Source organism: Nitrosomonas sp. JL21 (genome assembly GCF_009833095.1).
In the GTDB taxonomy this organism is placed as follows: Bacteria; Pseudomonadota; Gammaproteobacteria; order Burkholderiales; family Nitrosomonadaceae; genus Nitrosomonas.
Genome location: NZ_QRCB01000002.1, coordinates 1 through 13,753, shown reverse-complemented (window position 1 = coordinate 13,753; position 13,753 = coordinate 1). Strand labels below are relative to the sequence as shown.

The 13,753-nt window shown below is 47.1% G+C and carries 13 protein-coding genes; 9 read left to right on the top strand and 4 right to left on the bottom strand.

What is annotated here, in order from left to right:
• Positions 1-6: 6 nt before the first annotated feature.
• Together ABF87_RS01635 and ABF87_RS01630 are read right to left on the bottom strand one after the other, a co-directional pair.
• On the bottom strand, positions 7-1,551 hold the full coding sequence (locus tag ABF87_RS01635; protein WP_160827396.1) for a fused MFS/spermidine synthase: 1,545 nt from the start codon (positions 1,549-1,551) through the stop codon (positions 7-9).
• 9 nt (positions 1,552-1,560) lie between these two features.
• Positions 1,561-2,868 (bottom strand): amidohydrolase family protein, encoded by a 1,308-nt coding sequence (locus ABF87_RS01630; RefSeq protein ID WP_160827395.1) that lies wholly within the window; start codon positions 2,866-2,868, stop codon positions 1,561-1,563.
• A 524-nt stretch (positions 2,869-3,392) separates the two neighbouring features.
• Between ABF87_RS01630 and ABF87_RS01625 the strand changes: the two genes are divergently transcribed.
• From ABF87_RS01625 to ABF87_RS01615, 3 genes are all read left to right on the top strand, one after another.
• The gene (locus ABF87_RS01625) at positions 3,393-4,145 is read left to right on the top strand and encodes a hypothetical protein (RefSeq protein WP_160827394.1); all 753 of its coding nucleotides are present in this window, start codon (positions 3,393-3,395) and stop codon (positions 4,143-4,145) included.
• Between the two features lie 108 nt (positions 4,146-4,253).
• Positions 4,254-4,811, top strand: coding sequence for a HEAT repeat domain-containing protein (locus ABF87_RS01620; RefSeq protein WP_160827393.1), 558 nt, complete (start codon positions 4,254-4,256; stop codon positions 4,809-4,811).
• 109 nt (positions 4,812-4,920) lie between these two features.
• Positions 4,921-5,388 (top strand): hypothetical protein, encoded by a 468-nt coding sequence (locus ABF87_RS01615; RefSeq protein WP_160827392.1) that lies wholly within the window; start codon positions 4,921-4,923, stop codon positions 5,386-5,388.
• Positions 5,389-5,488: 100 nt separating this feature from the next.
• Here ABF87_RS01615 and ABF87_RS01610 read toward each other — a convergent pair whose 3' ends face one another.
• The gene (locus tag ABF87_RS01610) at positions 5,489-6,151 is read right to left on the bottom strand and encodes a PEP-CTERM sorting domain-containing protein (protein WP_160827391.1); all 663 of its coding nucleotides are present in this window, start codon (positions 6,149-6,151) and stop codon (positions 5,489-5,491) included.
• Positions 6,152-6,327: 176 nt separating this feature from the next.
• Positions 6,328-7,086: a hypothetical protein gene (locus ABF87_RS01605; RefSeq protein WP_160827390.1), complete on the bottom strand. Its 759-nt coding sequence runs from the start codon at positions 7,084-7,086 to the stop codon at positions 6,328-6,330.
• A 496-nt stretch (positions 7,087-7,582) separates the two neighbouring features.
• Here ABF87_RS01605 and ABF87_RS01600 point away from each other — a divergent pair, with 496 nt between their 5' ends.
• The 6 genes from ABF87_RS01600 to ABF87_RS01575 all read left to right on the top strand — a co-directional run bounded on the left by ABF87_RS01600 (position 7,583) and on the right by ABF87_RS01575 (position 13,734).
• Positions 7,583-8,311 carry a hypothetical protein gene (locus ABF87_RS01600; protein WP_160827389.1) on the top strand — a complete coding sequence of 243 codons (729 nt, stop codon included), beginning with the start codon at positions 7,583-7,585 and terminating at the stop codon, positions 8,309-8,311.
• Positions 8,312-8,539: 228 nt separating this feature from the next.
• The gene (locus ABF87_RS01595) at positions 8,540-9,010 is read left to right on the top strand and encodes a hypothetical protein (protein ID WP_160827388.1); all 471 of its coding nucleotides are present in this window, start codon (positions 8,540-8,542) and stop codon (positions 9,008-9,010) included.
• 161 nt (positions 9,011-9,171) lie between these two features.
• Positions 9,172-9,570, top strand: a complete 399-nt coding sequence (locus ABF87_RS01590) for a TlpA disulfide reductase family protein (RefSeq protein ID WP_240143470.1) — start codon at positions 9,172-9,174, stop codon at positions 9,568-9,570.
• Between the two features lie 34 nt (positions 9,571-9,604).
• Positions 9,605-9,856, top strand: coding sequence for a DUF4266 domain-containing protein (locus tag ABF87_RS01585; RefSeq protein WP_160827387.1), 252 nt, complete (start codon positions 9,605-9,607; stop codon positions 9,854-9,856).
• A 115-nt stretch (positions 9,857-9,971) separates the two neighbouring features.
• On the top strand, positions 9,972-12,650 hold the full coding sequence (locus tag ABF87_RS01580; protein ID WP_240143469.1) for a DUF3570 domain-containing protein: 2,679 nt from the start codon (positions 9,972-9,974) through the stop codon (positions 12,648-12,650).
• A 178-nt stretch (positions 12,651-12,828) separates the two neighbouring features.
• Positions 12,829-13,734, top strand: a complete 906-nt coding sequence (locus ABF87_RS01575; protein WP_160827385.1) for an FAD:protein FMN transferase — start codon at positions 12,829-12,831, stop codon at positions 13,732-13,734.
• Positions 13,735-13,753 lie beyond the last annotated feature (19 nt).

The window sequence follows — 13,753 nt, the reverse complement described above, 5'->3', positions numbered from 1 at the left end:
CACTCATTAGCGGATGAAATGTCGGGTACCCAACGTATCCACGATCATTCGCCGATAATGCTCTGATTTGCGCATCTGTAACAGTTCCAATTGACTGAGATTGTCGGTCAGCACGATCCCCCGTGATTGATCGACCGATAACATCCGCTGCTTTAACCAATCATGATGTTTCTTTGGCAATTCGTTTTGGGCAAGATTGATGTCGTGATTGGTCGCGAGAAAAATAAAATCGTTGAAATCTGCACCAAGGTCAGAAATAAATACTTGCTGATAGGGAAAAACTTCAGCAATCGTTTTTGATACCGATGCAAGCGCGGCATTTTGACCGTTCTCGAAGAAAGAAACAAAATTCAGTGCCAACATACCCTGATCGTTCAACAGAGACCGCAATTGAGCGAGCGTTTCAACCGTGAGTAAATGTGTCGGCTCCGAGCCGCCGGTGAATACATCCAATATGATCAAATCATAGGGGCCTTTGAGTTTACGGATTTCGTAGCGGGCATCGCCAATGATGACGCGGCCACTTGGCTTGAATCCAAAGAAACGGGTTGCTGCCTCAGCTACCGCCGGATCTATTTCCAACGTATCAGTGGCGATGCCATATTCTTTCAGCGTCATCGCCATATGGCCCGCGCCTTGGCCGATCAATAAGGCATTTTTCATCGCTGGCGCTAATGCCGGAAGGTGTCCGACGATTTTTTGATACGTGAGGAGGTTTTCGCCGTGACTGATGCTGGCTGCCCCTATCGTCGATGCATCGACAGTCAATAAGCGAATGTTCTCTTTGGGTTTGTCGATCACTCGAACCCAGCCATACAAGCTTTCGCGTTCGAATAAAGTCTTGAACGTTTCGCTGGATTCGGGCTTGCCAGAATTGGCGATTTGCGGAAATAACCCGATACCGATCACGACCAATAGCGTGGTGGGAATCAGAGACAATGTGGATTTTTGATATTTTCGCTCGATCACCGTGATGAGTATCGCCAGTATCAGCAATGCGATGCCCAAGCCGATGAAAATTTCGCGGGAGCCAATCAGTGGAAACAAATAAAACCCTAGGAATAAGGTTCCGATCACGCTGCCAACGGTGCTGACCGCATAAATGGAGCCTGTGTTTGTGCCTACATTGGCCAGTGCCGAAGTCGAAAGCTTGACTGCAAATGGACCTACCATGCCCAACAGGATCAAGCTGGGTGAAAATAAAATCAGCGTGCTGATAAAGCTTCCCAGGCGCAATCCTAATGGATCGGTTGCCAATAGAATTGGGCCTGTCAGCCAGGGAATGATGAGCGTCAAGAAGCCAGCGGCTGCAATAATCACGGAGAGTCCCGATCGGGCCCGGTCTGCCAAGATTCCGCCGGCATAATAACCGATCGCCAATGCAATCAGCGTGACTGCTATGAGGGAAGTCCATACATACAGACTGGCGCCATAAAAAGGCGCGATCAGGCGGGTTCCGAGCAGTTCGATGACCATTACCGCCGCGCCGGTCAGAAATACCGTGCAATGCAGCCAGATTTTTTCAAGGAGTTTTGAAGGAGATCGATTCATGGTGTGCCTTTAAGGATTAGCTTTGGTTTTCTTGAAGTTGTTGACTATGAAGTGGCCGCCGGAAATGACCAGATCCGGATATTCCAGTAATTTGAATCTCAGAAATGGATTGCCACGCACGGCAATGATGTCCGCAGGTGCGCCCGGCGAGAGGGTTCCCAACAATGGTTTTCCTAAATTTTTTCCGGCCTCTGAGGTGGCTGCTTTGAATACGTTCAGCACATCGGCGAATTCGATAGCTTCTCCGCTGGTTAAATGCAGCATCATGCTCATTTCTTCTCCATTGATGCCCCATGGCACATTGTCATGGCCAATTTCAGAACCGTAGATGAATTTGGAACGCGTATCGGGATTATGCGCAATGAGGTGAGAAAGCTTATGCACGTTAGCATGGATGCCAGTGCAAGCCGATAACGTATCAATGGTCGTTACGAAGGTCACATGCTGAGCGACGGCGCGGTGCAGCAATTCATCGCGAATTTCCGCGCAAGGTATATGCGCCCATTCGTCGACACCGCCATCGAGTGCAAGCTCGACCCCGGTATTTTCACCCACATGGACAGCGACTCTGCGGTTCAACGAATGTGCTTTGGCAACGATTGCTTTGACGATGTCAAGTGACAGCAGCGGCCAAGGTGTGGCAGGGGGTGTGCCGTGGCCATGACTGGACATCCATGGAGCCCCGGTTTCTCCTCCGAGTTCCAGCGAAAGCTTGATCAGCGCTGAACCTCCATCCACGAGATCTTTGACGACTTTTTGCGCTTCTTCGGCGGTCGACACGACAATACCGATATCACCATATTGATCGGTGGTTGCATGATCGCCATGACCGAAAATATTCAGTGGATAGCCCCCACTCGCTTGAATGATCGGGCCAGCGTTGATCAGGCGTAAGGTGCCGGCGCCGCCTGAGGGTTTGAGCAGAGGGCCGCCTGTATCCCGTGCGGTGGTAATACCGTGCTTCAATACGATTTCCGCAGGTATATTCTGGAACGTCAGATGAGCGTGCGATTCGATGAATCCGGGCAATATCGTGGCATCGCCGAGATCGACGGTGCGGCTGCATTGCTTGCTCAACTGGATTGCATCGCCGGTCTGAATAACTTTATTGCTCCTGATCAATACTGCTGAATATTCAAGCAAATTGAAACCATCGAATACACGATCAGCCACAAGGACGTAACAGTTCTGATTTCGTGAACGACTGGCAGCGTTGTCCGGTGCTGAGTTGGCATGGTTGAATCCGCACAGCAATGTGAAAGCAGAAAAAGTTAACAGTGATTTGGCATGGAATAAAAAATTTTTTTGAGTAATCATTTTTGTAATTTGATAATTTTTGTATTTATTTATAAAAAATGATTTTAACCTGCTGGTTTGACGAGGATCGAGATGGGAAGGAAATTCAACGTGCGCAAATTTCGATGTTCAATCTTGAAGTTCAATCTTTCTGCAGATTTCTATCGATTGATATTCTAAGTAAGAAAGCGGCTGCTGATAATGCGGCAAATTGTCGCAGTCATGTGGGAAATCAAGTAGTGAAGATTTTCGAGCTGATCGGTAAGCGATTGTTAATTTTGCATACTAGAAAAATCAGGCGTAAGAAAATAACCCTTATTTCATGCGTGCCTGCGACATTTTGCCGCATTGTGTTTTGGTGGATTAAAAAATATGATTGGCGCCGAAATCAATTCTTTTTATTTAGGGAACATCTATCAATTGTTCAGTCAGGGAAAATGAAAAGAATCGGTTTCGGGTTGCTTTTTGAGATCCACCTCAAAAAGCAACCTCTAGTGAGAAGCACAAAAATAATTCATTAAAAAGTTAAAAGGGGTTTTCTTAACATGATTAATAAAAAATTCAAGCTTTCAACCCAGGCAGCAGTCGCTGTTGCATTACTGGTGGGCGTCTCACAAAGCGCATTTTCGCATACTCGCTTGGATATACCAACGGTTGTGGAAGGGGTTAGAGTCACCAATAACGTCGTTATCGGCCATAGCTGCGGAGAAGGCAAAAATACCATCGCCAGCACAGTCGTTTTCCCGGATGGTGCGGATTCCATCATTAAAGTCAATGGCGCCCCATCAAATGACACAATTGACACTTATGTATCTAACTATGGAAATTTATTCCAAAAAATTCTGGATCATAGCGTCTACGAATCAGAAGACGAGAAAAAAGATGCTAACGGCAACGTCGTTGGTTTTTGGGTGAAAGACGGAAAAATGCCAGAAGGCTATACGGTATATCTGCCATTCCGTGCAAGCGCCATGTTCATCGAACCAACCTCCTGCGCACGCAGTGTCAAAGTTGTTCTTGGCATTGCAGATATTTGTAAAGTGACACCCATATCAGGATTCGTTGATGGAGTACTTGAAACATGGACTCCTGCTGTAGGTTCAAATTACGACGGTGTCGGATTGGGCGGATACAATTCACCAGCCACCTATACTGTAACTCGTGATGCCACGAATAATCCTCTGGATGCAGCATGCGGTGATGGCGTAGATGTTGAAATCATTCCTTCGGCTGCGCAGCTCAATCGCGACATGCCAATCAAAAGCTCTAAAGGCAAACAGTACTGGCCAAAACATTAAGCTAAGCTGTTCGCTTAAGAGTTTAGGCAGTTTCTAAATTGAAGATGAAGTGAGAACGGGAGCTCTCACTTCATCTTCAATTCTCTTTTTTATCACTAAGGAGTAATTATGCGAATAGTAAAAAAACCGGAAATGGGTATACCGATCCTGGTCATGATGTCTTCGCTTGCGGTTGCCGCCGGTAATGTCTTGGCGAATGATGCCAGCAATGCAGATAGCCGGGCAGTATTCAACAGTCTGGAATCATTGCAAATTAGCTGTAACGCCAATGAGAGTCAAGAGTCGAACCGGGAATTATCAGCCAAACTCATGAATTTGGCTTCCTCGAATAATCCCCTGGATCGGGTTAGCGCGCTGTCTCAACTCGCCGGTAAAGGATCAGTGGACGCTAATATCGTACAAAAAATCCTGCAAGCGGCGCTTCGCGATCCGGATTCGAATGTCAGAGCACAGGCGGTATATGCGCTTGCTCAGCAGAATTGCGCTGATGTGCCTTTGATACTTGAACAGGCTCTGCAGGACAGCGAGCTTTCAGTGCGTTTGATGGCAGTGGATAGCCTCAGTGCGGATGAAAAAGGTGCCAGCCTGCTTGAACAAGCGTTGAGCGACGAAGAAGAGGCCGTCAGAGAATTGGCCGCCATGAAACTCGAAACGTCGTCGAAGTAGTGACATAACTCGATCGAACTGATAATTCTCCATAAAATCATCGATTTTTGTTGAGAATCCATTGTTGTTCAGAATAGGTATCACAACCTAATAATTAAGGAGCATAAATATGAAATTTTCAGGATTGAAAAATACAGTGGCTACAGTATTGGGTGGATTAATGATCAGTCAGGCAGGCGCAGTGCTGGCTCATAACCAAGCAGGTAGCTTTACCACAGGCTTGGCTGCTGGCATTGATTTTTATCAAGTTTCCTGTTTCGATGATGGCGCCGGCGCACCTTCCTATGCCGAAGCACAAGTCAAGGATATGACAGCAAATTCCTCTAAAGTCGGCATCGTTTTGCAAAAAGGCACCACGCCATGCACAGCCAACAAATGCGCGCAAGCCAGCACCGATACTACCGACACCGACGCGGCGTACAGTCCGCTGATAAGAGTAACGCAAGGTTCGGGTGTTTATAATTTATTCGTGTCTCATAGTACTGCGGGAACCGATAGCTATGATGTTCAGGTGCATTGCAAAACCGCAACTAATGTTCATACAGGAACGAGCGTTTCTTCCAAGCAGCAACAATAGTAATTGTGCTCTTGCAGTAGCATTATTATCATCGCGTTTAAAGCAAAATCCCAATGAGCATTGCTCATTGGGATTTTTTCATTGACAAAGATAGAAAGCTTTATTGCTGGATTGCTGCCGTGCCTGTCTGGCGTTTTTGAAAATGCGTCATTCCCAATAATCCCAAACCAGCTAATAGCAGCGCATAGGTATGGGGTTCGGGAACCGCCGTCACCAGTGCGGTCTGCATGCTGTCAAAATAAATGCCATCATTGGGCGCCGAACCTTGAAAAGTGATGGAAGTGAACTCCGTGGTATCAATCAAACCCACAAACGCCTGATTATCTGGTGTGCCGGTAAAGCCAGTGAATAGCGTTGCCGAGTTACCGTTGGATAGGGTGGCGCTGAAATCCGTTGCGCCGCGCGTGCCCAGATCGCCCACATCGATTGCGAATGCCGTGATCGGCGATGAAAAAGTGAACGTAATGCTGTCGGGAGTTGAAAAATACACCCCGAACGAACCATCCGTCGGCATTACGGTCGAGGTACCAAAAAAACCGGAGCACCATTCTGAACCGTCGCAAGACACTTCAACCGTAGGAAATACAAGTGGTGATGAATTGTCGACAGGGGGTTCTTCAAAACTTTCAAGAGTAGTGGTGGCGCCGCCCAGGGCGGAAGTAAACGATGCTTCATCGAGATACGTCATCGTGGCAAAAGCGCTACCAGTGACACTGCTCAATGAGAACACACATGCATAGGATATGAATCGATTGGTTATCATTCTTCCTCCATATTTAAGAAATGAAAGGTAGGGAGCCTTTGAAAAGAAAGTGAGCAGCGATCAAGCTAGGCGAACCAAATATATTAGGCAAAAGACGGTTACTGGTTGACTGTAAATGAGCCTCTATATTTGGTTTCACCGGGCTTGACCGTGTGCAATCGTCACTTGAGGGTTTCTTAAGGTTGTGGCCAAATCTGCGTGCCATCGAAAATAATGGGCATATCGCGATCAATCTGAGCAGCAGAAGGTCTTACGTATACATGTAATCCTTCACCACAGGTTTCTGGTAGGGGATTGACTGTCAAATCCCGATTTATAGTCAAAAAAGCTGGAGAATTGAAGGCATGACCACCCTCTACACCATCATATTTGGAACCGACAGCGGGTGTCCATAAACTTACTGCTGTGTCATCATTAATATCGGTGATTGGGGTTATTTTGCATACATCAACGATGGCCACGTCGAACCGTACGCTTTTAGCGCATGAACTAGGTTCCACAAAAAGGGCGCTAATGGTGAAAGGGATATATGCATTGAGATTAGCGGCTACACCCTTTCCGCCGCCCGACCAAAATCCTACGACATTACCAAGGCTATCGGTTTTTTCATTTTGCTCACTGAATACCGAACGATTTTGCAACAATTGAATAGCGTTACCCCAATTTATGAAGTTAGAGAGAGTGCCAGTATATGGATCGGTACCACCTGCCTGAGTGGTGCCCGTGGTGATAGTCGAATCAATGCCATCAGGTATAACGACGCTGGTGCCGATCACTGGCGACTCACCACAACCGTGGCCGATCACAATATTATTGCTGCTTCTTTTTTGCTCGGTTATTTGTGGGACTTCCAAAACTGTGTGAGCCTGTGCATGTTGAATTGCAGCCAAAATTATTATCATGCTTGATGTTAGTAGTAATTTACGTATGAGCATTACACATTCTCCGATTGAATATTATTGTGATATAAAAAACTGTATGCAGAAAAGAAAGAAGTGAGAAAGGCTGATAAAACTTCAATTGAGCGCACGGGTATTGTCATCAATAGTTCCGTGAATGGCAATGCGGCAAAATGCCGCAGTTGGCAATGATTAGAATATATTGTCGATGAATATCTCATTTAGAAAGTTTTAGAAAAAATAACAAGCGTTGGATAAGTAAGAAGAAATCAAGCGAAAAACACGATATTTTTCTAATAAGGTTTGAGTGGCGGATTATGCGTATAGGGGTGCGACAATTTGTCGCATTGATATTTCAAAAATGGCAACAGATAATCAAGTTACAGAGTAGAGAATATAGAGTAGAAGAAGAATACATTCCATGCACTGGAGAGATTAAATTATTAAAAAAACAATGTAATTAACTTATTTTAAGTTTTATTGATTAGCGGTTATTTGGAAGTAAAAATTATTTAGAAGAAGGGGGCAAAAAATGTGTAAAAAACAAGGATTAAAATTTTTGGCGGTTTCAATGGTCAGTATGGCTGCAGCAATAGGGGGAGTAAGCGTGTTGGCGCATACGACGCTCGAGCTTCCAAGCGTTCCGGAAGGTGCGAGAAGCTCCAACAATATCATCATTGGCCATGGGTGTGGAGAGCACAATGTGATCGGCACCAGCGTTGTGTTTCCCGATGGTGTGGATTCTACGATTACCGTTGACGGACAACCTCATACTGGCGCTCTGACTGATTTTGCCGACTGGGGAAATTCAATTCAAAAAAACTATAGCCGGGCTATCTTCAATTTTGAAGATGAGAAGACTGATGCGAACGGTAATGTCGTCGGTTTTTGGGCAGGCGGTGGAAATTCTTTGCCGCATCATTTGAATGGATATATTCCCTTCCGAGTAGGAGCCATTACAATTAAAACTGATTCATGCGCCGCAAGTGTCAAGTTTCATGTATCGATCGTGGATGTTTGTGAGATCACCGCGATTTCCGGATTTAACGATGAAACCGTCAATAAGTGGACATTGGCCGGATTGGGCACTCCCTATGACAGCACAGAAGATGGCGCTGCTTCATTGACCATTACCCGTACCAGCGCATTACCGGAAAGTTGCGGAGGAACTGGAACCGCTGTTGAGGTCAAACCATCGGCTGCACAGCTCAATCGAGATATGCCTATCAAGTTTGAAGGCAATCAAGTTTGGCCTCAATAAGAATGTAAGAATAGGTTTTGTAGATAATACAATTTTGTTACGAAACCTCGCTCTCCCTCCTTCCTTATCGGAGCGAGGTTTTTTTAGAAACGAGCCAAATGTGTTAAATGAATAATGGCAGTTGTGGGAGGCTCATGTTGAATCTTGGTTTGAGAAATTGAAATAAATGTACAAAAAATCTAACAATAAAAACAGTAACTATTAATTGACAATTAAGGAATTAGAATCATGAAAAAAATAATGAATACGCTATTGGCTACTGGTTTTGGAATAGCTTTGTTAGGGTATATGACTTTATCAAGTGCTCATGAAGAACCTAATATTCCGATGGATGTGAATAGTGATAATGCCGGTTTCATCGGATATGCAGTTGTTAATTGCAGTAATCTTGTGGGAACGGATATTGCCACGGATTATTTTGTTGCACAGGTCGAAGATCTTTCGCCACCACAGGATAATTTATTTCTTAGTGTACAAGTAATTAAAGATCGCCTTGCTGCTAATGCTACTGATCCAGTCTCTGGTGATGGAGAACCTGGCCCTGAGGCTCGAGTGTATGGCGGTAATGGAAACTATCTAGTGTTAGTCAACAAAACCGCCGCTGGGATGCGCACCTTTAATTTTACTTACCATTGCAAAGCGATTGCGAATGATGTGCACACTGAAACAAGTGCACCGAATGTATTGTACTATCAATAATTATTGAGTTTGATGCTCGAATCTGTATTCGTTTAGGATTTTATGTAGGTATTGATATGATGGATAAGTTAATTGTTTTTCTTTCGTGTATACCATTACTGCTCTTAGGCGGATTTACATCTCATGCAGAGCATTTAGATCAGGCCTCAGAGTCGTGCCAATTGACTACATTGGATGGCAAATCAACCTTTGCTCTGCAGGAATTGAAGGGAAAAGTGGTGTATATGGATTTCTGGGCATCCTGGTGTCCGCCGTGCGTTAAATCCTTTCCGTTCCTGAATCAGCTCGAACATGAATTGAAGGATAAAGGGTTGCATGTGGTTGGTATCAATTTGGATGAAAAAATTGCTGATGCTCAGGCATTTATTGCGAATAATCCTGTTGATTTTTCGATTGTAGCCGATGGCAATAAGCAATGCGCCAAAGTATTCGAATTAATGGCGATGCCGACGTCATATCTGATCGACAAGAAAGGCAATGTACGGCATATTCATCAGGGATTTCGCTCGGATGAATCACAGCAATTACGGGCATTGATCACGCAGTTATTGACGGAATAGTCCGAGGTATGTTGATCTCATTGAGAAATAATCAATGGTTAAGAATTGCTCTTCTCTTTCTAAGCTGAAGATATTACCTGTTATCCTGCAAGCGTTGATATTGAGTATCGTCTTTACAGGATGCGCGAATGTAGCTCCCTGGGAGCGCGGTAACCTCGCCCAACCGCAGATGGAATTGGAGCCGTATCCACTGCAAAGTGAAATCCAATCGCATAATTACAGCAGTCGTGAAGCGGCTCCCAGCCATAAATCCACATCGGGGGGCGGGGGCTGCGGTTGTTATTGAGCCAAATCTCCATCCCTAATCCTTCACCCAGCAGGAAGGTGGATTAATCAGGTAAAAAAGGTAAGTCATTTTGCATCGAAATAAAAAGCCGCAGTGTTACCGTGGCTGCCGGAAGTTGTCTGATCATTCATCAGGATCAGCGGTACATTCCCAACATGCGCTTCATGCCTTGACCAGCGCGGCGTTGGTATTACCCGGATTGTTATTGTCACCGGGACATGCCAGCGCGAAAGAGCGCATCAATTTCCAGTACAGCCGCTATCAGGAAGGCGAGCGCAATCTCTATGGTGCGCCGCACAGTTTGAAGCCCATCACTGCGGATGTTCTGCACGGCAGCGGGTTATTCTCATTGACCGACCGCACCACGTTTTCGTTCAGCTATACGCAGGATACCTGGTCAGGTGCGACGCCGATCACCTCAACGCCATTGGCCACTACCGGCGGGAATCGTGCATATTTTGGTAAGGGCGGGGTGGTTGCAGGTGCTTCTCCGATACTCCAGAGCGATGTGCTGTTGAATCGCGATTTGACCCCCATTGGACGGGATCTGTTCACTAAGCAATTGACCGGCGATGTCGATCCTCGCTCGGTATTGGTCATGGTGTCGGCTTCACCGGAAACGCGTCGTCAGGCCACATTTGGTTTGAGCCACGAGTGGAACGAAGCCGCTATCAATGTCGCGGGTGGTTTTTCGCGCGAGCGCGACTACAAATCCAGTTTCGGCAATATCGGCGGCCGCCTCGATTTCAATCAGAAGTTGACTACGGTCAAATTCAATGGCGGCTATACCTTCAGTGAAATTGGTGCCATCCTCGATCATGATTCATCACCGTATATCAATAAGGATGCGTATATACAGAACATCGTACGCCGTGGCAGTTCAGAGATTTTACGGGATGATCGGCAGGATTGGGTTGCCAATGTTGGACTGACGCAGGTATTGACCAAGAATGCATACATCGATGCCAGTATCGGCTATACACACAGCAGCGGCTTTCTGGAAAATCCGTACAAAGCGATGTCGTTCATTTTCGTCGACCCGGCCGAGTTGAACAATGGTCTATCGACACCGGTTACCGGGAGAGTGCGCGCGTTCATCGAACAGCGGCCGGGTACTCGTAACCAGGTTGCGCTCAATGCGAAATATGTGCATTACATCAGTCCGTTCAATGCAGCTATGCATCTGGGTTACCGCCTATCGGTCGACGATTGGGGCGTCAATACGCATACATTTGATGCCAGTTGGGTGCAACCGCTTGGCAGCGGCTGGACGTTGACGCCGCGGATCCGTTACTACTCGCAGGATTCAGCCAGTTTTTATCGGCCTTATTTGTTCACTCAACAAACTTATCAAAAACCCCAGATTGATAGCTTGGGACGAGAGATTTATTTCAATCCTACCAATCCTGACGCCTTATATTTTCGAAGTGGCGTGTTTGGCTATGTCGATCAGAATGGCAATGCGATTGATGATGCAGTGGCCCAAACCTTGCAGCCTAAATACGTTCCTTATCAATTGCCGAAAAATTTTTCCAGCGACCATCGCCTGGCAGGATTCGGGGCATTGAGCGGCGGCGTGGTGCTGAGCAAATTATTGGCAAAAGGCGTTGCACTCGAAGCCGGTTTTGAATATTACACGCGTGCCGGTTCGATGCAAATTGGCGGGGGCGGCAGTAGTAGCTTTACCGATTTCGATTATTATGTCGCGAATGCGGCAGTCAAATTCGATATCGAACCCGTCACTTCTTCACCGATGGGTGGCCAGGACAGTTCCGCGATGTCTCATAACCATGCTGCATCGCATCACCATCACACGATACCGCCTGCCGGAATCATGTTTGGCCATATGCTCGATAAAGCCGGGGATTTTATGGCGGGCTACCGGTTCATGTATAACTGGACTGGCGGAAACATGATGCATGGTACTCACAAAGCAGCTGATCAGCGCATCATCGACCAAGGATGCAGTGGTCAGGATTGTCAATTTACGCCTGCCAATATGGACATGCGCATGCACATGATCGATCTGATGTACGCGCCGACGCGTTGGCTGAATGTGATGTTGATGCCGACATTCATGGATATGGATATGAATTTGCGAGAATTATCCGGTGTGAAAGATCCGCTGCGGTCAGCCGCACATAGTAGCCATGCTGGTTTGGTGCACGAAACTGGCGCGTTGAGCGACACATATTTCTCCTCTCTGGTTAAATTGCTCGACATCTCAGGACACCGTATCCACGTCAATCTTGGCCTGAGTGCGCCCACTGGTAAAACCGATATTGAAATGCGCCGCACGCATACCGAGGAAGGTGGATTGATTCATTTTGGCATGCAATTAGGGAGCGGCACCTGGGATTTCATGCCGAGCCTGACGTACGTCGGAGAGAGAAGCCGTTGGTCATGGGGCGCGCAGTTGAGTGGCATCAAGCGCCTGGAGGAAAAGAACAAATCGGGTTATCGCCTAGGTGATATGGTACAGGCGACGACCTGGGGCGGATTCGATCTGACGCATTGGCTGACCGCCACCGTGCGCGGCGCATATACCTGGCAGGATAGGATTCATCGGGATTTTGACCAATTCAACGCGCGCATGGGCCCGATGGATTTTCCATCGAATTACGGTGGGCAATTCTGGGACATGGGATTCGGCGTCAATGCCAGAATCCCAGCCGGCCGATTCGCCGGCAACCGCTTCGGCATAGAATGGTTGCAACCGATCAGCAACGATTTCAACGGATTCCAGTTGAACCGCCAGGGATCTTTGGCAGCGACTTGGAGTTACCATTTTTGACCCTAATAGTTTTATTTTGATATTTTCGCCAAGATTGACAGTTGTGTTTATCTATCTCAGTCTCTTCTGATCCAATGACCTTATCCTGCCAATTATTGATTTAATGGCATAATGGCAAAGCATTATGCAGATCGTCATCTTTTAAAAATCCTCAGCGATATCAACATATCGAGCTGATATGGCTCACCTTAATTACTACCACTATGACTTCAAGGCGATGGGTTCGCCCTGCAGTATCCAACTGTACGCCAGAAATTCCAGAATGGGCAGACGGGTAGCCGAGGCGGCGATGGACGACGTGCATCGTTTGGAGGCGCGGTATTCGCGTTATCGGCAGGATAGTTTCTTGTCGAAAATAAACCGCGTGGCTGCGCGCGGCGGGACTATCACGGTGGATGACGAAACAGCCGGATTGCTCGATTACGCTGCGACCTGCTATGAACAAAGCGATGGGTTATTCGATATTACATCGGGAATTTTGCGTCGAGCCTGGGATTTCAAGTCGAATATTATTCCGGGTGACGAGATGATTCAGTCGGTACTTGAGAAAATTGGCTGGCACAAACTGAGTTGGCGACGACCACGGTTGGCGTTCCCAGTGCCGGGGATGGAGATTGATTTTGGCGGTGTGGTCAAGGAATATGCCGTTGACCGGGCTGCTTCGTTGTGCTGGGAAGCAGGTATTCATCACGGCATCGTAAATCTGGGCGGAGATATCAAGGTGATTGGCCCGCATGATGATGGCAGTCCGTGGCGGGTCGCGGTGCGGCATCCGCGCCAGCCTGGTGGGGTATTGAAAATGTTATTGCTGCATTCGGGCGCATTGGCCAGCAGCGGTGATTACGAACGCTGCATCACGCTTAATGGCGTGCGCTATGGCCATGTATTGAATCCCAGAACCGGCTGGCCGGTGAATTATATGGCAGCGGTGAGTGTGGTCGGTGAATTTTGTGTCGTTGCGGGCAGCGCATCCACGATCGGGATGCTCAAGGAAAAACAAGGCGCGGAATGGCTCGATTCGCTGGGTTTACCGCATCTTTGGGTGAATGTCGACGGGGAAGTCGGTGGATCACTGAGCAGTTGACCTGATCTGGCTTTTTCGA